Genomic DNA, 22,780 nt, shown 5'->3' with positions numbered 1-22,780 from the left:
CTCCCCGCTGGGGAGAGGTGTACGACCAGCTGCGCACTTGACGCAATTAAGCTCTAGCCCACCCCATTCCGCTTCAAGATCATCTCCATCGCCTCGGCAAACCCGTCCTGCTCGTTGCTCGCGGTGACGTTGGTGGCCTGGTCCTTGACGCTGTCAGTGGCGTTGCCCATGGCGATCGAGGTGCCGCTGACGCGGAACATGGCGAGGTCGTTCTGCATGTCGCCGATGGTGGCGACCGCATCCAGGGAAATGCCGAGCCGCTTGGCCATGGCCTGCACGAACGTGCCCTTGTTGAAGCCGGGCGGGGTGATGTCGAGATAATAGGTCTGGGAGCGGACCGCGGTCGCCTCGCTGCCGAGCGCCTGCTGCATCGCCTTCTCGCAAGCCTCGAGGCCCGCCGCATCGGCGCTGGCGCCGACGATCTTGCAGGCGCTGGCGAGATGCGGTGCAAAATCCGTCACGATGGTGGGATCTGAGCGGATCGTGTGCTGCTCATGCGCGACGTATTTACCGCTGGGGTTATCGATCAGCCATTTGTCGTAAGTGAAAAGCCAGATGTCGGCGCCGAACTCCCGGAGGATCTGCAAGCTGCGCTCGGCCGCGTCCTTCGGGATCAGATGCTGCTCGACCGGATTCATCTCGGGATCGACGATCGAGGAGCCGTTGAACGGGCCGACCGGCAGCCACAACGCCAGCGGCTCGATCAGGAAGCGCATGCCGATCGCAGGCCGGCTGGAGGTGATGGTGAAGCCGATGCCGGCCTGGTGCAGCCGCTGCACCGCGCTCCGCGCGCGCTCCGTCAGCGTCTTGTCCTTGGTCAGCAGCGTGCCGTCGACGTCGGAAACGATCAGTGAGATTTTCGTCATGGCTCGGCCCTGCTTTTCCCGCCGTCGATTTTCAGCTGCCGCACGATGCCATCGACGATTGCTTCGACGGATTCGTCGATCGAGGCCGTGATGACGTGCTCGCTCGCCTCCGGCGGCTCCAGCGTGTTGAACTGGCTGGTGAGCAGTCCGGGCGGCATGAAATGGCCCTTGCGATGCGCCAGCCGATCGGCGATGAGCTCCTGCGTGCCCTTCAGGAACACGAAGCGGACGTCGTCGCGCCCGCGCAGCAGCACCTCGCGATAGGTATGCTTGAGCGCCGAACAGGCGATGATGATTGGCTCGCCCTTGCCGCAGGCCCGCGCGATCTCGTCGGCGATGGCGTTGAGCCAGGGCCAGCGGTCCTCATCGGTGAGGGGATGGCCGGCCCGCATTTTCTCGACATTGCTCTTGGGGTGGAAGCTGTCGCCATCCTCGAATCGCCAGCCGAGGCGGTCGCCCAGCGCAGCTGCAATCGTGCTCTTGCCCGAACCCGACACGCCCATCACGATCAACGCACAAGGTGCTTTAGTGCCCGCCACGAATCCCCTCCGGAAGCGCGGCCCGGTCGACCAGCCAGACGGTCTCACCATGCGAGCGCGCGCGTAACGCCGGCAGATTCTCGCCATTGAGCAGGCGCGTCAAGATCGGCTGCTTGTCGTGCCCTGCAATCTCGAACAGCATCTCGTGACACGAGGCCAGCGTGGGAAGCGTCAGCGAGACCCGCGGCACGAAGGGCGCGACATTGGCTTTGGGCACGCCGACGACCCAGCGCGCAGTTTCCTCGATACCGGGATAGCCGGGAAACAGCGAGGCGGTATGCCCATCGGGCCCCGCACCCATCAGGACGAGATCGAACAACGGCCGTGCCGGATCGAGGCTTTCAGATCCGTAGAAGGCTTGCAATTCGTGTGCATACGCCGCAGCGCTCTCATCCGGATTTTCAACCAGGGTCGGAATCGGATGGATATGGCCTGACGGCGCGTTGCGATCGAGAAACGTGGCGCGAGCGACGGCCATATTGTTGAGCGGATCGCTCGTGCCGACAAAGCGCTCATCGCCGATGAACCAATGCACGCGATCCCAGGGGATCTTGCCGCGCCAAGCCTCGCTACCGAACAGCTGATACAGCTTCTTCGGGCTCGACCCGCCGGTGAGGCAAATCGCGATGCGGCCGGGATTGGCTGCGATGCGGGCGATCGCCCGCTCGGCGGCGGCTTGTGCGAGGGCTTCGGCGTCCGCGACGACGATCAGCTTAGGCTCTGCGGCTGTCGCCATCACAAAAGCTTCCGCCAGCTTCGGCCGTCGCGCCGCAGCAGCTCGTCAGCGCAGGCCGGGCCGTCGCTGCCGGCTTCATAGGTCTCGATGCCATTGTCGCCCGCGGTCTTCCAGGCGTCGAGGAACGGCTGCACCGCCGCCCAGCCGGCCTCGATGCCATCGGCGCGCTGGAACAGGATGTTGTCGCCGATCATGCAGTCGTAGATCAGCGTCTCGTAGCCGGTGGACGGATCGGCGCGGAAATAGTCGCCATATTTGAACTTCATCTCGACGCCGTCGATGGTGATGCTCGGCCCCGGGATTTTTGCATTGAACTGAAGCTCGATGGTTTCGGTCGGCGCAATGCCGATGGTGAGGAAGTTTTGCGAGAGACGGTCGACCGTCGTGCCTGAAAACATCGACAGCGGCGCCTGCTTGAACTTGATCGCCACCTCAGTGCGCTTGTGGCCCAGTGCCTTGCCCGTGCGCAAGTAAAACGGTACGCCGGCCCAGCGCCAATTGTCGATCATCAGCTTCAGCGCGACAAAGGTCTCGGTGGTGCTGCCGGGCTTGACGTCTTCGGTCTTGCGATAATCAGCGATCTCGTCGTCGCCGATGCGGCCTGCAAGATATTGCGCGCGCACCGAGTTTCGCAGCGCTTCCTCGTGGTTCGGTTGCTGGATCGAGGTGAGCACCTCGGCCTTCTCGGAGCGAACCGAATGCGCGTCGAAGCGCGCCGGCGGCTCCATCGCGACCAGCGACATCAGCTGGAACAGATGGTTCGGCACCATGTCGCGCAGCGCGCCGGTGGCATCGTAGAAGCCGCCGCGATGGCCGACGCCGAGCTTCTCCTCGACGGTGATCTGGATGTGGTCGATGTGGTTGCGATTCCAGATCGGCTCGAACATGCCGTTGGCAAAGCGCAGCACCAGGATGTTCTGCACCGTCTCCTTGCCGAGATAATGATCGATCCGGTAGATCTGGTGCTCGTCCATGATCTTCAAGAGCTCGGCGTTCAACGCCTTGGCCGAGGCGAGATCGGTGCCGAATGGCTTTTCGATTACGAGGCGGCGCCAGGCGCCATTCTCCTTCATCATGCCGGTGCGGCCGAGCTCGCGCGCGGTCGGTGCGAACGCGGCCGGCGGGGTCGCCAGGTAGAACAGGCGGTTGCCGCCGGTGTCCTGCGCGCATTCCAGCGAATCCAGATGCTCGCGCAGACGATCGAAGGAGGGCGGGTCCTTTGCGTCGGCTTCGACGAAGGTCACGCATTCCAGCAGCCTTGTGGCGATATCGTCGTCCACGGGCCGCGTTGCGAATTGCTTGAGGCCCTTCAGCAGGCCGTCGCGCAGCTCGTCGTCCGACTGGCCCCTGCGGGCCACGCCGACGACGCAGAACTTTTCCGGCAGCAGGTGCTCGGCCGCGAGATTGTAGAGGGACGGCATCACCAGGCGATGGGTGAGATCGCCGGTGACGCCGAAAATGACGAAGGCGCAGTTTTCCGGCTTGCGCTTTGGTTGCGGGTCTTTTGTCACGAACGTTGGGCCTTCGCTTAAGTTCTTATTTTGGCTTCGAAGCGTCCGGCTGCTTCGGCTCCTTGTGGCCGCCGAATCCCCCGCGCATCGCAGAAAGAATTTTTTCGGCGAAGGTGTGTTCCCGACGGGAACGGAAACGTGTGTAGAGCGCGGCCGTCAGCACTTCGGCCGGCACGGCTTCGTCGATCGCCGCATTCACGGTCCAGCGTCCTTCGCCGGAATCCTCCACGAAGCCGGAATATTCCGCGAGCTGTGGGCTGTCGGCGAGTGCCGTCGAGGTGAGGTCGAGCAGCCAGGACGGGATCACGCTGCCGCGGCGCCAGACCTCGGCGATATCGGCGAGGTCGAAATCGTAGCGATGATCGGCCGGCAGGGCGTCGATGTTGGCGTTCTTGAGGATGTCGAACCCTTCGGCGTAAGCCTGCATCAGGCCATATTCGATGCCGTTGTGGATCATCTTGACGAAGTGCCCGGCGCCGACCGGACCTGCATGGATGTAGCCCTGCTCGATGCGGGGATCGCGGCCCTCGCGTCCCTCTGTGCGCGGAATGTCGCCGGCGCCGGGGGCGAGCGCTGCGAAGATCGGATCGAGCCGGTCGACGACCTGCTTCTCGCCGCCGATCATCATGCAATAGCCGCGGTCGAGGCCCCAGACGCCGCCTGAGGTGCCGACGTCGACATAGTGGATGCCGCGCGTCTTCAGCGCCTTGCCGCGACGCACGTCGTCCTGCCAGAAGGTGTTGCCGCCGTCGATGATGACGTCGCCCTCCTGCATCACGCCGGCGATCGTCTCGATGGTTGCTTCCGTGATGCGGCCCGCCGGCAGCATCACCCAGGCCGTGCGCGGCCGCTCCAGCTTCGAGATGAATTCTTCGAGCGTCGCCGAGCCAACTGCGCCGTCCGCGGCGAGACCGGCGACGGCCTTGGCGTCCTTGTCATAGACCACGGTCGAATGTCCCTGACGCATCAGGCGGCGAACGATGTTGCCGCCCATCCGGCCGAGGCCGATCATGCCGAGTTGCATGTGAGAAATTCCCTTAATTTAGCGCGTCGTTGAGCGCGGCATTGAGCGCCGCAAGGCCTTTCTTGAGCGGCCCCTTCAGGTGCACGCGAAGCGCGCGCCGGCCGCGCTCGGTCAGCACGTCGAAATCGCCACGCGCCTGTGCCGCCTTGATCACGCCGAAGCTTGCCTTCTGGCCCGGCACCGCGAGATCCTTGGCATCATCGGCGGTGATCTGGAGGAACACACCGCTGTCGGGCCCGCCCTTATAGGCCTGGCCTGTCGAGTGCAGGAAGCGCGGGCCGAATTCGGCGGCGGTCGCCAGATGTCGCTTCTCCAGCACGGCCGTCCGCATGTCCTGCAGCGCCTCGATGTTGGCCTTGTCGCGCGCGATGTAGCCGAGCAGGGCAAAATAATCGCCGCGCCGCGAGCGGGTGATATGGGCCCTGAGCCAGGAGGTGAGGTCGCCATTGGCGCCCATCGTGCGCAACGCGGCGGCGTTGTGGTCGTCGGTGTAGAGATCGAACTCTTTGGTGCTCACCACCGGCTCTTCGGCCGGCAGCGCACCGGTCTTCTCAAACGCCGACGTCAGCTCACGGGTCTTGATCTTGGCCGCTTCGACGTCGGGCTGGTCGAACGGATTGATGCCGAGGATCGCGCCCGCCACCGCTGTTGCCATCTCGAAGCGGAAGAACTCCTGGCCGAGATGGTCGATCGACTTCATGACGATGCGCACCACCGGATGACCGGCTGCTTCGATCCCGGCGAGCGCCGAGTCATGGGCGGCATCCGTTTCGCCCTCGGTGCGAATGTCGATGAAGAAACGGTCGTTGCCGTAAGCCGCGGACTCCCTCAACGGCTCGCCGGCGATCGGGATCAGGCCCTTGCCCTCCTTGCCGGTCGATTCCGCGATCAGCTGCTCGGCCCAGGCGCCGAAATCGGCGATCTTCTTCGACGCCAGGATCGTCACCTTGTCGCGGCCTTCGAGGCCGGCGAGGCCCATGGCGAGACCGAACTGCACGCCCGGGTTCTCGGCTGGCGGCACGTCCGGTCCGCAAGAGCGGGCCATTGCCAGCGCATGCTTGAGGAAGGTCCTGACGTCGATGCCGGCGGTGGCCGCCGGCACCAGGCCGAACGGCGACAGCACCGAATAGCGGCCGCCGATCGAGGGCTCGCCATGGAAGATGCGGGCATAGTTCAGCTTCTTGGCCGCCTTCTCCAGCGACGAACGGGGATCGGTCACCGCGATGAAGCGGAAGCCGGTCTTGGCCTTCGGGCCGAGGGCCTGCGCGACGCGCTCGTGGAAGTAATCCTTCATTGCGTTCGGCTCGGTGGTGCCGCCTGACTTGCTCGACACGATGAACACCGTGTTGGCGATGTCGATCTTGGCCTCCATCGCCCGCACCTCGGCCGGATCGGTGGAGTCAAGCACGTGCAGCTTCGGGAAGCCGGCCTTCCGGGCAAACGTCTCCGCCAGCACCTCGGGGCCCAAGCTCGATCCGCCCATGCCGAGCACGACGGCGTCGGAGAATTTCTGGCCCTTCACGCGGCTCGCATAGTCCTCATAATCGGCGACATCGGCCTTGGCGGCGCTGTCGAGCCAGCCGAGCCATTTGTCCTCGTCCGTCCCGGTCCAGACCGACTTGTCGCGCTGCCACAGCCTGCGGATTTTTGCCGATGCGCGCCATTCCTCGGTGCTCTTGGCCACGGCCTTGCCGAGGCCGTCGCCGAGCGAGAGAAGCTGGCGGTCGATCGCGGGTCCGAGCACGGTCGCGCGCTTGTGGGCGACCGTGCCGTAGAGCTTGTCGGCGGCGTCCGCAAACAGCTTGACGCCGTCCTTGACCAGCTCCTCGGTGATGGCGTCGAGCGAGACGCCGGAGCGCTCCAGCTCTTCCAGCACGCGATAGGCGTCTTCGACATTCTCCTCCAGGCTATCGCGCGGCTTGCCATGGTCACGGAACGCATCGAGCGTCGCCGGCGGCACGGTGTTGATGGTGTCGGGGCCGATCAGCTCCTCGACATAGAGCACGTCGCTGTAGTCCTTGTTCTTGGTGCCGGTGGAGGCCCACAGCATGCGCTGCGGCTTGGCGCCCTTGGCGGCGAGCTTCTCCCAGCGCGGGCCTGCGAACAGGCGCTTGTAGTCCTGATAGGCGACCTTGGCGTTGGCGATCGCGACCTTGCCCTTCAGCGCGGCGAGGCGCTCCTTCTCGGAGGGATCGTTGGCCCGTGCGATCTTCTCGTCGAGCTGCTTGTCGACGACGGAATCGATCCGGCTGACGAAGAAGCTGGCCACGCTCGCGACATGGGAAGGATCGCCGCCGCCGGCAACGTATTTTTCCAGACCGGCGATATAGGCCTCGGCGACCTGGAGGTAGACCGCTTTCGAGAACAGCAGCGTGATGTTGATGCTGATGCCGTCGCCGATCAGCGTTTCGATCGCCGGCAGGCCCTCTGGCGTCGCCGGCACCTTCACCATCAGGTTCTTGCGATTGACGTCCTTCCAGAGCCGCCGTGCTTCGGCGACCGTGCCCGACGTGTCAATCGCCAGATAGGGCGAGACCTCGAGGCTGACATAGCCGTCGCCGCCCTTGAGGCGGTCATAGACCGGGCGCAGCACGTCGGCAGCGTTCTGGATGTCCTCGACCGCGACCGCCTCGAACAGATCGGCCACGGTCCGGTCGCCGCGCTTCAGCGCCTTGCCGATCGGGGCGTCGTATTCGTCCGAGCTGCCGATCGCCTTCTCGAAGATCGAGGGATTGGAGGTGACGCCCTTGACGCCATCGGTGTCGATCAGCCGCTTCAGGTCGCCCTTGGCGATGAAGCCGCGGGCCAGGAAGTCCAGCCAAACGGCTTGTCCGTGCTTTTCCAGTTCTTTGACGGGATTCATGATGCTTATTTATCTCCAAGCCTGCGGACGGAGGGGGTTTCCGCACCGGTCCTGACGCGCTATCCTCTAGCTAGCATGCTCCCGGGAGGGAACCAATCAAGGGTATGGGCGTCATACTCATAGCCTAACTCCGTCGCGATCATGACGATCCAGGCGGCCGTCGTGCTTTTGCGTAATAATAATTTGGCCGGCACGGGTCGGCCGAGGCTTTTGGTTGAGGTCGATTATTCGCGTCGCGAGGTGTCGTCAGGAGGAACGGTCCCCCTGATCGTCACGGGGCTCGGTTGCGAATGGCCATGCTGGGGGAAAGCATGCACACTCGTCCTGATGGTGTTGCCGTCGCCGATAACCGGCAATCGATTCCGTCGGCGACCTGCATCGATTCGTCTCATGATCTCGAAGTCGGGCAATGCGTCACGCGCATGCGGCTGCTGGTCGCGGCAGGCTTCGCGGTGACGCTGCTCAGTGCAAGCCTTGCTTTCGACTGGTGGGGCGAGATCGCACCCTATGACACGACGATAGGCTATCTCGGCGTCGCTCTGTTCGGCCCTGTGACCGCCTGGTTGATCTGGATGCTGCCGGCCGAGCGCGGGCCGGTGGTGATCGTCACCCTCTTCGGCATCCGCGACTTGCGGATCGGCAATGAGTTTCTGCTCTGGGAGTCGATTGCTGATGTCTCGGCTGAGGAATGCCGCGGCCGCAAGGCGATTGTGCTGACACCGACGCCTGCCTTGCAGCGACAGCTTTCCTACATCCGTGCCGCCACGCGCGGCGCGCAGGATGAACGGATTGTTATCCGTCCGGAGGGGTTGGCGACCGATTTTGACACACTGCTGCGCGCTTGCCGCGATTGCCACGCTGCAGCCAACCCGGCCGCTGCAAACAATCAGGCCATCGCATTGCAGCAGGAAGATGAACGCGGCACCCGCGGGATCGCCTTGCAAGCGTCATAAGTTTGCCGCTCGCAAATCGTCATGTTGCAGTGCCGGAGGAAGGTGCCCCGGTATCGCCCGGATGTGGCGAGCCAGTGACAATTTCTGGAAATACGCCAAGATGGACAGAGATTCGCACAAATTACAGGCAAGTGCCTGTTCGTAATTCAGCGAGTGCCTACCTTGTGCGTTGCGTCGTGTCGGCACCCGGGTGTCCAATGATCGTCATGTGCTCACGCTGATTCGAGAAGCGGCCTGAGGAACGGTCCAGTAACTGCTTTCGTTTCAGCTTGTAGCGGAACTCACGCGGAGAGGGATCATGTACAACGATTCTCTATTCAACGCTTTCGCTCGGTCGTTCGAGGCGAGAAGCCAGCACGACATGTCGATGGCTGAATACCTGGAATCGTGTCGAAGCGATCCCATGAAATACGCCAACGCGGCCGAACGACTACTTGCAGCGATCGGTGAGCCCCAGACAATTGACACGGCCAAGGACCCACGCCTTGGCCGTATTTTTTTGAACCGCACGATCCGGACCTATCCGGCCTTCGCCGGCTTCTACGGCATGGAAGAAACCATCGAGCGCATCGTCGGGTTCTTCCGCCACGCGGCGCAAGGTCTCGAAGAGCGTAAGCAGATCCTCTATCTGCTCGGCCCGGTCGGCGGCGGCAAATCCTCGCTCGCCGAGCGGCTCAAGTCGCTGATGGAAGTGCATCCGATCTACGTGCTCAAGGCCGGCGACGAACTCTCGCCGGTGTTCGAGAGCCCGCTCAGCCTGTTCGATCCCGATCAGCTCGGACCGATGCTGGAAGAGAAGTACGGCATTCCGCGCCGGCGTCTCACCGGTCTGATGAGCCCGTGGTGCTACAAGCGCCTCGAGGCCTTCGGCGGCGACATTTCTCAATTCAGGGTCGCAAAAATCCAGCCGTCGCGGCTGCGCCAGATCGCGATCGCCAAGACCGAGCCCGGCGACGAGAACAACCAGGACATCTCCTCGCTGGTCGGCAAGGTCGATATCCGCCAGCTCGAGACCTACGCGCAGAACGATCCCGACGCCTACAGCTATTCCGGCGGCCTCAACCGCGCCAACCAGGGCGTGCTCGAATTCGTCGAAATGTTCAAGGCGCCGATCAAGATGCTGCACCCGTTGCTGACCGCAACGCAGGAAGGCAATTACATCGGCACCGAGAATATCGGCGCGATTCCGTTCACCGGCGTCATCCTCGCGCACTCCAACGAAGCGGAGTGGGCGAGCTTCAAGTCGAACAAGAACAACGAAGCCTTCATCGACCGCATCTGCGTCATCAAGGTGCCCTACTGCCTCCGGGTCACCGAGGAGCAGAAGATCTACGAGAAGCTGATCCAGGGCTCCGAGCTCGCGGCTGCACCGTGTGCACCCTCGACCTTGGAGACGCTGGCGCGGTTCTCGGTGATGTCGCGCCTGCGCAAGCACGAGAACTCGACGCTGTTCGGCAAGATGCGGGTCTATGACGGCGAGAGCCTGAAGGAGTCCGATCCGAAGGCGCGCAGCGTCCAGGAATATCGCGATGCCGCCGGCGTCGACGAGGGCATGGACGGCGTCTCCACCCGTTTCGCCTTCAAGATCCTGGCTGCGACCTTCAACCACGATCCGCAGGAGGTCGCCGCCGACGCCGTGCATCTGATGTATGCGCTGGAGCAGTCGATCAAGCGCGAGCAGTTGCCCGAGGAAGTCGAGAAGCGCTATCTCGAATTCATCAAGGCCGACCTCGCGCCCCGCTACGCCGAGTTCATCGGCAACGAAATCCAGAAGGCCTATCTGGAATCCTACTCGGATTACGGCCAGAACCTGTTCGACCGCTACGTCGATTACGCCGATGCCTGGATCGAGGATCAGGACTTCAAGGACCCCGACACCGGCCAGCTGCTCGATCGCGAGCTTTTGAACCAGGAATTGACGAAAATCGAGAAGCCGGCGGGCATTGCCAACCCCAAGGATTTCCGGAACGAGGTCGTCAAATTCTCGTTACGCTCCCGGGCCCAGAACGGCGGCAAGAATCCGACCTGGACCTCCTATGAGAAGATTCGCGATGTGATCGAAAAGCGGATATTCTCTCAGGTCGAGGACCTGCTTCCGGTCATCTCGTTCGGTTCGAAGAAGGACGGCGAGACGGAGAAGAAGCACGGCGAGTTCGTGGCACGCATGGTGGAGCGCGGCTACACCGAGCGTCAGGTTCGCCGACTGGTCGAATGGTACATGCGCGTGAAGCAAGCCGGTTGAGGCGGATGAGAAAGTGGCCATTCATATTATTGACAGGCGCCTGAATCCAGGCGGCAAGAGTCTTGAGAACCGCCAGCGGTTCTTGCGTCGGGCCAAATCCCTGGTGCAGGGCGCCGTCAAGAAGACCTCGCAGGAACGCGACATCAAGGATGTCCTGGAGGGTGGAGAGGTCACAATCCCGCTCGACGGCATGCACGAGCCGCGTTTCCGCCGTGAAGGCGGGACGCGCGACATGGTACTGCCGGGCAACAAGAAGTTCGTCGAGGGCGACTATCTCCAGCGCCAGGGCCAGGGCAGCGCCAAGGATTCCGGTCCCGGCGAAGGCGACAGCGAAGATGCTTTCCGCTTCGTGCTCAGCCGCGACGAATTCGTCGATCTCTTTCTCGACGATCTCGAGCTGCCTGATCTCGCCAAGCGCAAGATCGCGCAGACCGAGAGCGAAGGCATCCAGCGCGCCGGCTATACCACCTCGGGCTCGCCGGCCAACATCTCGGTCAGCCGTACCGTGAAGCTGGCGCTCGCCCGCCGCATCGCGCTCAAGCGCCCGCGCAAGGACGAGGTCGAGGAGCTGGAAGCCGCGATCGAGGCCTGCACCGACGAGGACGAGCGCGCCGAGCTCATCGCCCGGCTGGAAAAGCTGAAGGCGAAGACCAAGCGCATTCCCTTCATCGATCCGCTCGACATCCGCTATCGCCGCTACGAGAAGGTGCCGCGGCCGGTGGCGCAGGCCGTGATGTTCTGCCTGATGGACGTCTCCGGCTCGATGTCCGAGCACATGAAGGATCTGGCAAAGCGCTTCTACATGCTGCTCTACGTGTTCCTGAAGCGGCGCTACAAGCATGTCGAGATCGTCTTCATCCGCCACACCGATCGAGCCGAGGAGGTCGACGAGCAGACCTTCTTCTATGGCCCGGCCTCCGGCGGTACGCTGGTCTCCAGCGCGCTGCAGGCGATGCACGAGATCGTGCGGGAGCGCTTCAGCCCGGCGGACTGGAATATCTACGCCGCGCAAGCCTCCGACGGCGACAACTCCTATTCCGACGGCGAGCTCACCGGCCTGCTGCTGACCGAGAAGATCCTTCCGGTCTGCCAGTTCTTTGCCTATCTCGAGGTCGGCGAGTCGGGCGGCAGCGCCTTCGATCTCTCCGATTCCTCGCTCTGGACCCTCTATGAGCGCCTGCGCAACTCTGGCGCACCGCTCTCGATGCGCAAGGTCAGTGAGCGCAGCGAGATCTTCCCGGTGTTCCACGATCTGTTCCAGCGCCGCGACACTGCCCAGGAGAAAGCCGCTCCATGACGGAACGCTTGTTCGAAGGCGCCGATTGGGATTTCCACACCTTGCAGCGCATCACCGATGCCTGCGAAGAAGTGGCGCTGAAGGATCTCGGGCTCGACGTCTACCCGAACCAGATCGAGGTCATCACCGCCGAGCAGATGCTGGACGCCTATTCGTCCGTCGGCATGCCGCTGTTCTACAAGCACTGGTCGTTCGGCAAGCACTTCGCCTATCACGAGGCCTCGTACCGCAAGGGGCTGATGGGCCTTGCCTATGAGATCGTGATCAACTCCTCGCCCTGCATCTCCTACCTCATGGAGGAGAACACGGCGACGATGCAGACGCTGGTGATCGCGCACGCCGCTTTCGGCCACAACCACTTCTTCAAGAACAATTATCTGTTCAAGCAGTGGACCGATGCGGAAGGGATTCTCGACTATCTGGATTTCGCCAAGAACTACGTCATGCAGTGCGAGGAGCGCTACGGCCGCATCGAGGTTGAGCGCACGCTGGACGCCGCGCACGCGCTGATGTCGCACGGCATCGACCGCTATCCCGGCAAGAAGAAGCTGGATCTGCGCGAGGAGGAGAAACGTGCCGGCCGTCGCCGCCAGCACGAGGAGGAAGTCTTCAACGATCTCTGGCGCACGGTGCCCAAGGGAGCGTCGAAGACGCGGTCCGCGATTTCGCTCGAGCGCCGCCGCAAGCTGCTCGGCCTGCCGCAGGAAAACCTCATCTACTTCCTGGAGAAGAGCGCGCCGCGCCTGGCGCCCTGGCAGCGCGAGCTGTTGCGCATCGTCCGCCACATCGCGCAATATTTCTATCCGCAAAGCCAGACCAAGGTGATGAACGAGGGGACGGCGACCTACGTCCACTATCGCATCATGACCAAGCTGCATCAGCAGGGCCGCATCACCGACGGCAATTTCCTCGAATTCCTGGGCTCGCACACCAATGTGGTGTTCCAGCCTGAATTCGACGATCAGCGCTACTCGGGCTTCAATCCTTACGCGCTCGGCTTCGCCGTGATGCAGGACATCGAGCGCATCGTCACCAATCCGGAAGACGAAGACCGCGAGTGGTTCCCCGATATCGCCGGCAAGGGCGACGTCATGGGCGTGCTGCGCGACGTCTGGGCCAATTATCGCGACGAAAGCTTCATCGGCCAGTTCTTGAGTCCCAGATTGATGCGGCACTTCCGCATGTTCCATCTGCACGACGACCCCGAGGAGCGAGCGGGCATCCGGGTCGACGCCATCCACGACGAGCGCGGTTTCCGCCGCGTCCGCCGCGAGCTGGCACGGCAGCACGATGTCGGCTTCATCGACGCCAATATCGAGGTGGTCGATGTCGATCTCTCCGGCGACCGCCGGCTGATCCTGCATCACCGCGTCATCAAGGGCTCGCAGCTCAACGAGACCGACGCCAAGCGCGTGCTTCAGCATCTCGCCGATCTCTGGACCTACGACGTCGCACTGATCGAGGTCGATGCCAACGACAAGGTGCTGCGCGAATATGTCGTCAGCCCGCGTCCGATCGCGGCGGCGGTGGCCTGAAGCGGACTACGCCTGACGCTTGACGATGAGCCCGACTAGCGCGCCGTCGAAGGCGCGTTCCCTCCCGCACAAGGGGGGAGGGAACGGAGAGAGCATCGCCGTCGGTCGATCTTCGGCTCATCAGGCTTTCTTCGCCGGCTTCTTCTTCGCCTTCGACGCATTCAGTTCCACCGCCGCGCGGATCAGCGCCTTCAGCGCCTTCTCGTTGAGCTTCGCGCCCTCGCTGATATCGATCGCGCGACGCACATTGCCGTCGAGGCTGGAATTGAACAGGCCGGCCGGGTCATCCAGTGCAGCCCCCTTGGCAAAGGTCAGCTTCACGACCGCCTTGTAGGTCTCGCCCGTGCAGATGATCCCATCGTGCTCCCACACGGGAACACCGCGCCATTTCCATTCCTCGACCACATCGGGATCGGCCTCCTTGATCAGCGCGCGGATCCGCTTCAGCATCTCGCCACGCCAGTCGCCGAGCTCCTTGATCCTGATGTCGATGAGCTTCGAGGGGGACGGTCCGTCCGTTTCCTTACTTGCGGTCACGGTCTTCTTCATGACCTCGCCTCGCTGCGGCCGCTGAGATAGGGCAGTGCGAACAGATAGAGCCCGGTCGCGAGCAGCGGGATCAAGGGCACGAAGGCCATCAGGCCAATCCACGTCGCCTGAATCTGCATGGTCAGCGCAACGATGTTGGCGATCACGGCAAGCGTGAAGGCAATGGACAGCCAGCGATGGATCTGCCGGATCCACAGGTTCGAGCTCATTTCAATCTCCTGTCGGGAATGTTGGGAATGGATGCGCGTGGCTGGGCTATTCGGCCCGGGCCAGCAACTCGTCCAGCTTGGTGAAAAACTGCTTCCAGCCGGCATGCGCGCCGCCATAGGCCTGCTTCTGGCTGGGGCGGAAGCCCGCCTGCTCGACACGCAGATGCGTGCCTCCCCCTTGCGGGGTCAGCGTGAAGGTCACCACGCTTCTGAGATCGTAGGCCGCGTCCTCATGGGTGAAATTCCAGGTGTAGGCGAGGGAGCGCTGCGGCTCGATGGCGAGCACCTCGCAATCCAGCACGCCGCCCCATTCGCCGCGCAGATTGAAGCGGTGACCGACTTCAGGCTTGAAGTCGTTCTTCATCAGCCATTCCTCGATCAGATGCGGCTGCGTCAGCGCGCGCCACAGCCGCTCCGGCGGATAGGCGAACTCGCGCTCGATGATCATGGAACGTGTTTCGGTCGCAGCCCCAGTCATTGGTCCATCCTCTTCAGGAGATCGTCGAGCGCATCGAGCCGGTTTTGCCAGAAGCCGGCCATCTGGCTGGTCCAGTCGATCAGCGGATCAAGCGCGGCCGGCTGCGCGCTGTAGTGGGTCTGACGTCCCTCGTGACGGTCGCGCACGAGGCCCGCCTGCTTCAGCGCGCCCAGATGCTTTGAAACGGCCGGCTGGGAAACGCCTGATAGCGCCGTCAGTGCCCCGACCGTCTGCTCCCCCTCGCGGCACAGCCGTTCGAAGATCGCCCGCCGGGTCGGGTCGGCCAGGGTCCTGAACAGAAGGTCTGGGGTGGCGGACATGGGAATCCATAACCATGAAGTTATGGATTAATTCATAACCGTGGAGTTATGGGTCTGTCAAGTGCGGCCGGGAGAGTGATGGTGGCTTTCCGCAGCCCTCTCTCCCGTCATTAGCAATGACGGAGGATGGCGCGGACGCTCACGCCCCTCAGGGCCGCAAATACAGATATCCCTGAGACTGCAGTTCGGCCAAACGAACCACGCCGCCTTTCTCGGCACTCACGAATCCCGGCAGCAGATCCGTCAGCGTGATGTTCTGTGCCTTCATGGTGTTGCCGCAGGCGGCAAGCTCGACGCCGTCCTTCGCGAAGTTGCTGATCCGTCCGCTGACGTCAGGGTTGGCCTGCGCCTGATGGAACGCCTTCAGCGCCGGTCCGTGGATGACAAGCGCGAGGGTGACATGGTCGGGGCCGCCGACGCCGTCGATGTGGTTCTGGATGTTGCCGAGCACGAAATTGACCTTGTCGGCGTCGCTGAGGTGATAGACCACCTTCAGCTTGTCTGACTTTACAGCTTCAGTCGCAGCTTTTTCGGTCGCAGCCTTCGCGCGCGAAGCGGCAAAGGCTGCGCCCAGCGCCGAGACGGTGCTCCACAAGATGTTCCGGCGGTTCATGGCAATCTCCCGATTTTGCCCGACAGATATCACTTGTGGCGGAGCGCGGCGAGTTCCTTGCGGTCGGTCGCCAGCGCGGCGCACTCGCTGGTGTCGGTGCGGTCGAGGCGGAAAATCCCGTCGTCGCTGCCCGCGACCAGTGTTCGGTCTTCATCTTCAGTCGGCTGGTTGTGCAGCCAGATCCTGACGCTCTCCAGCCGCACGACCGCCGATTTGTCGTCCGTCGACAGCGCGATACCGACGCCGCCGCCCTCGCAATCGACACCGCAGCCGAGCCTGACCTCATTACCTTCCTTGGTGAGCACCGTGTGGTGACAGGAGCCGCTGGAATCGAAATCGCCGCTGCGGTGGCGATAGCGGAAGCCGATCCGGAACGAGTTGTGCAGCTGCTTGTCCTCGCCGTCGGCCTCCGCGGAGACCAGCAGCTTCATGGACGCGACCTTCTGCTTGGGATGCCGCGCCAGATGCTCGGCATCGTAGCGGCGGACGAAGCAGGCATAGGCCGTCTTGCCTGGAGAGCCCGCATACATCCGTGCATTGAAGGTCTCGGCTTCGGTCTTGCTCGCCTCGCGAAAGTCGTCGGCCTCCTCGGCCCGGGCAGCGCCGATGCAGGCCACGAAGGCAAGCGGAAGGATGAGGGCAAGTTTCATGATCGTACCGCCGGCGTCAGGCATTTCGGGCCCGCATCGGGACGGTGAGGGGCCAACCAGCGGTTAGTCGCAAGCCGCACGCGGCGCGTTCAACCGCACGCCCGGCCGGCAGCCTCGCGCAAGGTTCCAGGCTTACCCCTTGCGACGGGGCGCAGAAAAACCCCGGTTGTTGCAAATGGCTGGAGGCGCTTGAACATGTCCGAAAGTCAGAACTTGCCCAATCTTGCGATCGGCTATTCCCTGGCCAGGTCGTTGAAGGTACTCGGCGCGGGCCTGCTGCTGACGCTGCTCTGCGCCGCCGTCGCATTCAACTGGCTCCACGGCAAGGAGATCAGCTCGCTCCAGATCGTGATCTGCTCCGCCGGCGTTGCGCTGTTCGGCTTTGCGACCTGCCAGGCAGTCTGGCGGCTGGTCTCCGCCCGCGAGCCGGTCGTATTCATCACCCGCGTCGGCATCCGCGACACCAGGATCGCCGACGACACCATCGCCTGGCGATCGGTGCGGGACATCCTGGTCTGGCAGTTGCGCACCCAGAGGATCGTGGTGCTGAAGGTTGATCCTCTCGTTGCCGAGCAGTTTGCCGGAGGCATACTGAAGCACATCGTAACGCTGATGAACAAGGCGCTTGGCGCCGACGGCGTCATCGTCAATGCCGGCGGCCTGACCATGGACGCCGAGACCTTGTGCGAGACCTGCAAGCAGTACTGGTCGGCCAGCCGGCTCGCCACCTCGCGCCGCGTTGCGCCGGAGCCCGTCAGCTAGCGACCGATCGTGCGGCCGATCCAGTCAACGCCTCAGCGCAGGCTGGCGTTGATCTTGTCCAGCACCGCCGAGCCCGGGCACAGCGTATCCGCTCCCAGCGTGTTAAGCGGTGTCTCGACCGTGTTGAGATGGGCGTGCAGATCGTCCGCATCGGGGTCGACGTACAGGAGCCCGGTGACGATCTGTCCCTTGGCGGCGTGCTTGGCAAGGAAGGTCTGGGCGCCGAGCCGGTCATGCGGATCGTAATCGGCGTCGATCTTGCGCAGCGCGATCTTGCTGCCGTCATGCTGTTCGACCACCTGCACAGTACCAGGCGCATAGTCCACCGCGATCGGATCGCGGCCGACCAGCACGTCTAGCCGGTTCACGGCGTCGTTGTGCTCGCGGACATAGTCAAAGCTCTTGGTCGAGCCGGCATGGTTGTTGAAGGCGATGCAGGGGCTGATGACGTCGATGAAGGACGCGCCCTTGTGGCCGATCGCAGCCGCGATCAGCGGCACCAGCTGGCTCTTGTCGCCGGAGAATGAGCGCGCCACGAAGGTGGCGCCGAGCTGCAGCGCGATCGCGACGAGGTCGATGGCGTTGTCGGTGTTGGTCACGCCCTTCTTCGACTTCGAGCCGCGGTCGGCGGTTGCCGAGAACTGGCCCTTGGTCAGGCCGTAGACGCCGTTGTTCTCGACGATATAGGTCATGTTGACGCCGCGCCGGATCGAATGCGCGAACTGGCCGAAGCCGATCGAGGCGGAATCGCCGTCGCCGGAGACGCCGAGATAGATCAGATCGCGATTGGCGAGGTTGGCGCCCGTCAACACCGAGGGCATGCGGCCGTGCACGGAGTTGAAGCCGTGCGAATTGCCAAGGAAGTAATCCGGCGTCTTCGAGGAGCAGCCGATGCCGGAGATTTTTGCCACCCGGTGAGGTTCGATCGAGAGTTCGTAGCAGGCCTCGATGATCGAGGCCGTAATCGAGTCATGGCCGCAGCCGGCGCATAGCGTCGAGATCTTGCCTTCGTAGTCGCGATGCGTGTAGCCGAGCTCGTTCTTCTTCAGGCTCGGATGATGGAATTTCGGCTTGGCAATATAGGTCATGATACGGCCTTGCGGAGCGGGGTCACCTTGAGGTGATCCTGGTGGTCGCCAATGGCTTTTGCGATGAAGCGGGCGGTGATCGGGGTGCCGTCATAATGCACGATCGGCACGAGGCGGACGGGATCGATGCCGTTCTCGTTGACGATCAGCTGGCGGAGCTGGCTGTCGCGGTTCTGCTCGACGACATAGACGAAGTCGTGCTCGGCGAGGAAGCTCGCGACACTCGAGTGGAACGGGAAGGCGCGGATGCGCAGGCGATCGAGCTGATGCCCGCGCTCTTCCAACAGGCCGATCGCCTCGTCCATCGCCGGCGAGGTCGAGCCGAAATAGATCACGCCATATTTGGTCGGCCGTTCCGCATTGGCCTGCAGCGGCCGCGGCACGAGGTCCTGCGCGGTCTCGAACTTGCGCACGAGCCGCTGCATATTGTCGGCATAAACCGAACCTTCCTCGGAATAGCGCGCATAGCGGTCGCGCGAGGTGCCGCGGGTGAAATAGGAGCCCTTGGTCGGATGGGTGCCGGGATAGGTGCGGTAGGGGATGCCGTCGCCGTCGACGTCGAGATAGCGGCCGAAGTCGCGGCCCTCTTCCAGCATCTCCGCGGTCATCACCTTGCCGCGGTCATACTGCCTGGCATCGTCCCATTTCAGCGGGCGGCAGAGCCGGTGGTTCATGCCGATGTCGAGGTCCAGCATCAGGAAGATCGTGGTCTGCAGCCGCTCGGCGAGATCGAAGGCGGCCGCCGCAAACTCGAACGCCTCAGCGGGATCTTCGGGGAACAGCAGCACATGCTTGGTGTCGCCATGCGAGGCATACGCACAAGCGATGATGTCGCATTGCTGGGTGCGGGTCGGCATGCCCGTCGAGGGGCCGGCGCGCTGGATGTTCATGATCACGGCCGGAATCTCGGCGAAATAGGAGAGGCCGATGAACTCGGTCATCAGCGAGATGCCCGGGCCCGAGGTCGCGGTGAAGGCGCGGGCGCCGTTCCACGAGGCGCCGATGACGATGCCGATCGAGGCCAACTCGTCCTCGCCCTGCACGATCGCGTACTTCGCCTTGCCCGTTTCCGGATCGTGCCGGTACTTCTTGCAATGGGCGGTGAAGGCTTCAGCCACCGACGAGGACGGCGTGATCGGATACCACGCGCACACCGTGGCACCGCCATAGACGGCGCCGAGCGCGGCGGCGCTGTTGCCCTCGATGAAGATGCGGTCACCGACCTTGTCGGATTTCCTGATCCGCAGCCCGATCGGGCATTTCAAATTCTGCAGCGCCCAGTCGCGGCCCAGATGCAGCGCGTGGACGTTGGAGGAGAGCAGCTTCTCCTTGCCCTTGTACTGCTCGCCGATCAGCTGCTCGATCAGCTTCGGGTCCATCTCCAGCAGCGCGGAGAGTGCGCCGAGATAGATGATGTTCTTGAACAGCTGGCGCTGGCGCGGATCGGTGTAGGTCGAGTTCGTGATCGCGGTCAGGGGCACGCCGATCACGGTGATATCGTCGCGGAATTTGGTCGACGGCATCGGCTTGGTGGAATCGTAGAACAGATAGCCGCCGGGCTCGATGCCGGCGACGTCCTTGTCCCAGGTCTGCGGGTTCATCGCCACCATCATGTCGACGCCGCCGCGGGCGCCGAGATGGCCGTCTTCCGTCACCCGCACCTCGTACCAGGTCGGCAGGCCCTGGATGTTGGAGGGGAAGATGTTGCGAGGGCTGACAGGCACGCCGTGGCGCAGGATAGCGCGCGCGAACATTTCGTTCGCGCTGGCCGAGCCCGAGCCGTTGACGTTGGCAAAGCGGACGACGAAGTCGTTTACGCTGCTGATCGGCTTTTTGTCGGACATGTCGAACCTGCGTGAGTCATCTCGATTAGATATTTCTGCATGTCCCAGGCGCCGGTGGGACAACGCTCGGCGCACAGCCCGCAATGCAGGCAGACGTCCTCGTCCTTGACCATCACGCGCCCGGTCTTGAGATCGCTGGACACGTAGAGGTCCTGGTCCGGATGCGGGGAGGGCGCCTTCAGGCGCGTGCGCAGGTCGCTCTCCTCGCCATTATGGGTGAAGGTGATGCAATCCATCGGGCAGATGTCGACGCAAGCATCGCACTCGATGCAGAGCGAGGTCGAGAACACCGTCTGGACGTCGCAGTTCAGGCAGCGATGCGCTTCGCCGAGCGCGAGCTTGACGTCGTAGCCGAGCTCGACCTCGGTCTTGATGTCCTTCAGCGCGACCACCTTGTCGCGATGCGGCACCTTGAAGCGCTTGTCGATGGAGATGTCGTTGTCATAGCTCCATTCGTGGATGCCCATCTTCTGCGAGGAGACATGCACCTCCGGCAGCGGCCGCTCGGTGATGTCCTCGCCCGACAGCATCTTGTGGATCGACAGCGCGGCGTCGTGACCCTGCGCCACTGCCCAGATGATGTTCTTGGGCCCGAACGCCGCGTCGCCGCCGAAGAACACCTTTGGATTCGTCGAGACGAAGGTCTTCGGATCGACCTTGGGCATGTGCCATTTGTCGAACTCGATGCCGCAATCCTGCTCGATCCAGGGGAAAGCGTTCTCCTGCCCGACCGCGACCAGCACGTCGTCGCAGGAAATGGTCTGATCGGGATCGCCCGAAGGCACCAGATTACGGCGGCCCTTTGCGTCGTATTCGGCCTTGACGTGCTGGAAGGTGACGCCGATCAGCTTGCCGGCGACATGCTTGAATTCCACCGGCACCATGTAGTTGAGGATCGGGATATCCTCGTGGATGGCGTCTTCCTTCTCCCAGGGCGAGGCCTTCATCTCCTCGAAGCCGGAACGTACGATCACCATGACTTTCTCGCCGCCGAGACGGCGCGCGGTGCGGCAGCAATCCATCGCGGTGTTGCCGCCGCCGAGCACGATCACGCGCTTGCCGATCTTGTCGGTGTGACCGAACGATACCGAGGATAGCCAGTCGATGCCGATATGGATGTTGGCGGCAGCCTCTTTCCGACCGGGAATGTCGAGCTCGCGGCCGCGCGGCGCGCCGGAGCCGACGAAGATCGCGTCGTACTTCTCCGCGAGCAGCGCCTTCATGCTTTCGATGCGGTGGCCGCCCTTGAATTCGACGCCGAGGTCGAGGATGTAACCGGTCTCCTCGTCGATGACGGAATTGGGCAGGCGGAACTTCGGGATCTGCGTCCGCATCATGCCGCCGGCTTCGGGATCGCCGTCGAACACCGTGCAGTGATAGCCGAGCGGCGCCAGATCGCGCACCACTGTCAGCGAGGCCGGGCCACCGCCGACGAACGCAACGCGCTTGCCGTTCTTCGGGCCGGGATGTGGCAGGCGCTGCTTGATGTCGTCCTTGAAGTCGGCAGCGACACGCTTGAGGCGGCAGATCGCCACCGGCGTCTCCTCGACGCGTCCGCGGCGGCATGCCGGTTCGCATGGACGATCGCAGGTGCGTCCCAGGATCCCGGGAAACACGTTCGATTTCCAATTAATCATGTAGGCGTCGCTGTAGCGGCCTTGCGCGATCAGTCGGATGTATTCGGGAACCGGGGTGTGCGCTGGACAGGCCCACTGACAATCGACCACTTTGTGAAAGTAGTCGGGGGCCGCGATATCGGTCGGTTTCATTCCTACCCTCGTCCGCGCAGGCTCAAAGACCTGGCGGCCTCTTCTTGAGCTTGTCGACGCTTAACGCGCGGCGATCTGGTTTCTGAATGACGTCATTGGGTTAGCTTATTAGAACTGTTCCGGAGCACAACGGCAAATTTGCGCGCTTCCCCTCTTTCATGGGAGCCAAGCGTGCACAGCATTAACGCGCCGCGCTCGAGATGCGTGCGGTGCAATATGTTGCGATGCGGATAGACGCTCAGCTGCGCGCGATGTCGCTCTTCGCGAGGTCCCACATCAGGCTGTAGGTGCCGACGGAGACGGGCAGCGGGAAGGGCGCCGCAGCCGGTCCGGTGAAGCGCTCGGCGATGACGGCTGAGACCGCACCGACATGCGTGCCGTCGATCAGCACGAACCAGTCGCGGGCACCTTCGTTGCGCACCGCCGGAATATCCCCCGTTGCGCCAGACAATTCCGGCTCGCTTTCGAGCAGGTGCATCGAGATGATGCCGTCACGATCCCCCGGCACCAGTTTTTCTTGCAGTGCATCACGCCAAGCACCGGCATTGTCCGGCGTGGGTCGCAGCCGCACCAGGCCGAGCGCGGCACCGCGGCCGGTGCCCTTGCTGATGGTGATGCGCGCGACCACGCGCAGCATGTTCTTGAAATGCGCCATGGTCTGCCGCGACCACTCGGTCTGGTTGGCGAGTCGTACGCGGTAGGCGGGACTATCGAGCACGTCCAACGTCGCGGTCGAATAGAGCGAGAGATATTTGGGACTGGCCGCGTGCGCGACATAACGGCGCGCCTCCAGAAAGCCCTCGATCGCGACGCGCTCTTCCAGATGTTCGCGATCGTACCAGCGGTTGAAATCGGCCTCGTCAGCCGCGTCGATATTCATCGACGTCAGCAGCATGCCTGTCCCGGCGATCGGCATTGTTCTTGTTGTCCTT

At 63.2% G+C, this 22,780-nt stretch carries 21 protein-coding genes; 5 read left to right on the top strand and 16 right to left on the bottom strand.

Annotation, left to right across the window (positions count from 1 at the left end):
* Window positions 1-53: 53 nt before the first annotated feature.
* Genes XI06_RS00205 through XI06_RS00180 form a run of 6 tightly spaced genes read right to left on the bottom strand, consistent with a single transcriptional unit; the run spans window position 54 to window position 7,539 of the window.
* A complete protein-coding gene (locus XI06_RS00205; protein ID WP_237862629.1) occupies window positions 54-866 on the bottom strand; it encodes a Cof-type HAD-IIB family hydrolase in 813 nt (270 codons plus the stop codon).
* The gene (locus tag XI06_RS00200; RefSeq protein ID WP_237873804.1) at window positions 863-1,405 is read right to left on the bottom strand and encodes a gluconokinase; all 543 of its coding nucleotides are present in this window, start codon (window positions 1,403-1,405) and stop codon (window positions 863-865) included. Before XI06_RS00200 ends, XI06_RS00205 begins: the two co-directional genes overlap by 4 nt.
* Entirely contained in the window at window positions 1,392-2,141 is a 750-nt protein-coding gene (gene pgl, locus XI06_RS00195) for a 6-phosphogluconolactonase (RefSeq protein WP_237862627.1), read from the bottom strand. Before pgl ends, XI06_RS00200 begins: the two co-directional genes overlap by 14 nt.
* A complete protein-coding gene (gene zwf / locus XI06_RS00190; protein ID WP_237873801.1) occupies window positions 2,141-3,652 on the bottom strand; it encodes a glucose-6-phosphate dehydrogenase in 1,512 nt (503 codons plus the stop codon). Before zwf ends, pgl begins: the two co-directional genes overlap by 1 nt.
* A 25-nt stretch (window positions 3,653-3,677) precedes the next feature.
* A complete protein-coding gene (gene gnd / locus XI06_RS00185; protein ID WP_271604348.1) occupies window positions 3,678-4,676 on the bottom strand; it encodes a phosphogluconate dehydrogenase (NAD(+)-dependent, decarboxylating) in 999 nt (332 codons plus the stop codon).
* A 13-nt stretch (window positions 4,677-4,689) separates the two neighbouring features.
* Entirely contained in the window at window positions 4,690-7,539 is a 2,850-nt protein-coding gene (locus tag XI06_RS00180) for a bifunctional transaldolase/phosoglucose isomerase (protein ID WP_271604347.1), read from the bottom strand.
* A 290-nt stretch (window positions 7,540-7,829) separates the two neighbouring features.
* Between XI06_RS00180 and XI06_RS00175 the strand changes: the two genes are divergently transcribed.
* The 4 genes from XI06_RS00175 (at window position 7,830) to XI06_RS00160 (ending at window position 13,566) form a co-directional block, all read left to right on the top strand.
* Complete coding sequence (locus tag XI06_RS00175) at window positions 7,830-8,492, top strand: STM3941 family protein (protein ID WP_237862623.1); 663 nt, start codon at window positions 7,830-7,832, stop codon at window positions 8,490-8,492.
* Between the two features lie 298 nt (window positions 8,493-8,790).
* The gene (locus XI06_RS00170; protein ID WP_271604346.1) at window positions 8,791-10,734 is read left to right on the top strand and encodes a PrkA family serine protein kinase; all 1,944 of its coding nucleotides are present in this window, start codon (window positions 8,791-8,793) and stop codon (window positions 10,732-10,734) included.
* Between the two features lie 19 nt (window positions 10,735-10,753).
* Complete coding sequence (locus XI06_RS00165; RefSeq protein WP_237863328.1) at window positions 10,754-12,031, top strand: YeaH/YhbH family protein; 1,278 nt, start codon at window positions 10,754-10,756, stop codon at window positions 12,029-12,031.
* A complete protein-coding gene (locus tag XI06_RS00160; RefSeq protein ID WP_237862621.1) occupies window positions 12,028-13,566 on the top strand; it encodes a SpoVR family protein in 1,539 nt (512 codons plus the stop codon). Before XI06_RS00165 ends, XI06_RS00160 begins: the two co-directional genes overlap by 4 nt.
* 120 nt (window positions 13,567-13,686) lie before the next feature.
* Here the strand turns inward: XI06_RS00160 and XI06_RS00155 are convergent, their stop codons facing one another.
* The 6 genes from XI06_RS00155 to XI06_RS00130 form a co-directional block, all read right to left on the bottom strand.
* Complete coding sequence (locus tag XI06_RS00155) at window positions 13,687-14,115, bottom strand: DUF1801 domain-containing protein (protein ID WP_237873795.1); 429 nt, start codon at window positions 14,113-14,115, stop codon at window positions 13,687-13,689.
* Window positions 14,112-14,324: a hypothetical protein gene (locus XI06_RS00150; RefSeq protein WP_237862619.1), complete on the bottom strand. Its 213-nt coding sequence runs from the start codon at window positions 14,322-14,324 to the stop codon at window positions 14,112-14,114. The genes XI06_RS00155 and XI06_RS00150 overlap by 4 nt, the downstream gene beginning before the upstream one ends.
* Window positions 14,325-14,370: 46 nt before the next feature.
* The gene (locus XI06_RS00145) at window positions 14,371-14,802 is read right to left on the bottom strand and encodes an SRPBCC family protein (protein ID WP_237862618.1); all 432 of its coding nucleotides are present in this window, start codon (window positions 14,800-14,802) and stop codon (window positions 14,371-14,373) included.
* On the bottom strand, window positions 14,799-15,122 hold the full coding sequence (locus XI06_RS00140; protein ID WP_237862617.1) for an ArsR/SmtB family transcription factor: 324 nt from the start codon (window positions 15,120-15,122) through the stop codon (window positions 14,799-14,801). The genes XI06_RS00145 and XI06_RS00140 overlap by 4 nt, the downstream gene beginning before the upstream one ends.
* Window positions 15,123-15,270: 148 nt before the next feature.
* Window positions 15,271-15,735, bottom strand: coding sequence for a DsrE family protein (locus XI06_RS00135; protein WP_237862616.1), 465 nt, complete (start codon window positions 15,733-15,735; stop codon window positions 15,271-15,273).
* 29 nt (window positions 15,736-15,764) lie between these two features.
* Window positions 15,765-16,385: a hypothetical protein gene (locus XI06_RS00130; RefSeq protein WP_237873794.1), complete on the bottom strand. Its 621-nt coding sequence runs from the start codon at window positions 16,383-16,385 to the stop codon at window positions 15,765-15,767.
* A gap of 195 nt (window positions 16,386-16,580) precedes the next feature.
* Between XI06_RS00130 and XI06_RS00125 the strand changes: the two genes are divergently transcribed.
* Entirely contained in the window at window positions 16,581-17,147 is a 567-nt protein-coding gene (locus XI06_RS00125) for an STM3941 family protein (RefSeq protein WP_237873792.1), read from the top strand.
* A 32-nt stretch (window positions 17,148-17,179) separates the two neighbouring features.
* On the opposite strand, the gene XI06_RS00120 is transcribed toward XI06_RS00125, so the two are convergent.
* The 4 genes from XI06_RS00120 to XI06_RS00105 all read right to left on the bottom strand — a co-directional run bounded on the left by XI06_RS00120 (window position 17,180) and on the right by XI06_RS00105 (window position 22,764).
* Window positions 17,180-18,235: a 2-oxoacid:ferredoxin oxidoreductase subunit beta gene (locus XI06_RS00120; protein WP_237873791.1), complete on the bottom strand. Its 1,056-nt coding sequence runs from the start codon at window positions 18,233-18,235 to the stop codon at window positions 17,180-17,182.
* On the bottom strand, window positions 18,232-20,079 hold the full coding sequence (locus tag XI06_RS00115) for a 2-oxoacid:acceptor oxidoreductase subunit alpha (RefSeq protein WP_237873788.1): 1,848 nt from the start codon (window positions 20,077-20,079) through the stop codon (window positions 18,232-18,234). The genes XI06_RS00120 and XI06_RS00115 overlap by 4 nt, the downstream gene beginning before the upstream one ends.
* The gene (locus tag XI06_RS00110) at window positions 20,049-21,848 is read right to left on the bottom strand and encodes an FAD-dependent oxidoreductase (RefSeq protein ID WP_271604345.1); all 1,800 of its coding nucleotides are present in this window, start codon (window positions 21,846-21,848) and stop codon (window positions 20,049-20,051) included. Before XI06_RS00110 ends, XI06_RS00115 begins: the two co-directional genes overlap by 31 nt.
* A gap of 238 nt (window positions 21,849-22,086) precedes the next feature.
* The gene (locus XI06_RS00105; RefSeq protein ID WP_237873784.1) at window positions 22,087-22,764 is read right to left on the bottom strand and encodes a DUF4286 family protein; all 678 of its coding nucleotides are present in this window, start codon (window positions 22,762-22,764) and stop codon (window positions 22,087-22,089) included.
* Between the last annotated feature and the right edge of the window lie 16 nt (window positions 22,765-22,780).

Origin of the sequence: Bradyrhizobium sp. CCBAU 11434 (genome assembly GCF_028128895.1) — a bacterium.
Lineage (GTDB): Bacteria > Pseudomonadota > Alphaproteobacteria > Rhizobiales > Xanthobacteraceae > Bradyrhizobium > Bradyrhizobium zhengyangense.
This window is presented reverse-complemented; position numbering and strand designations above follow the sequence as displayed.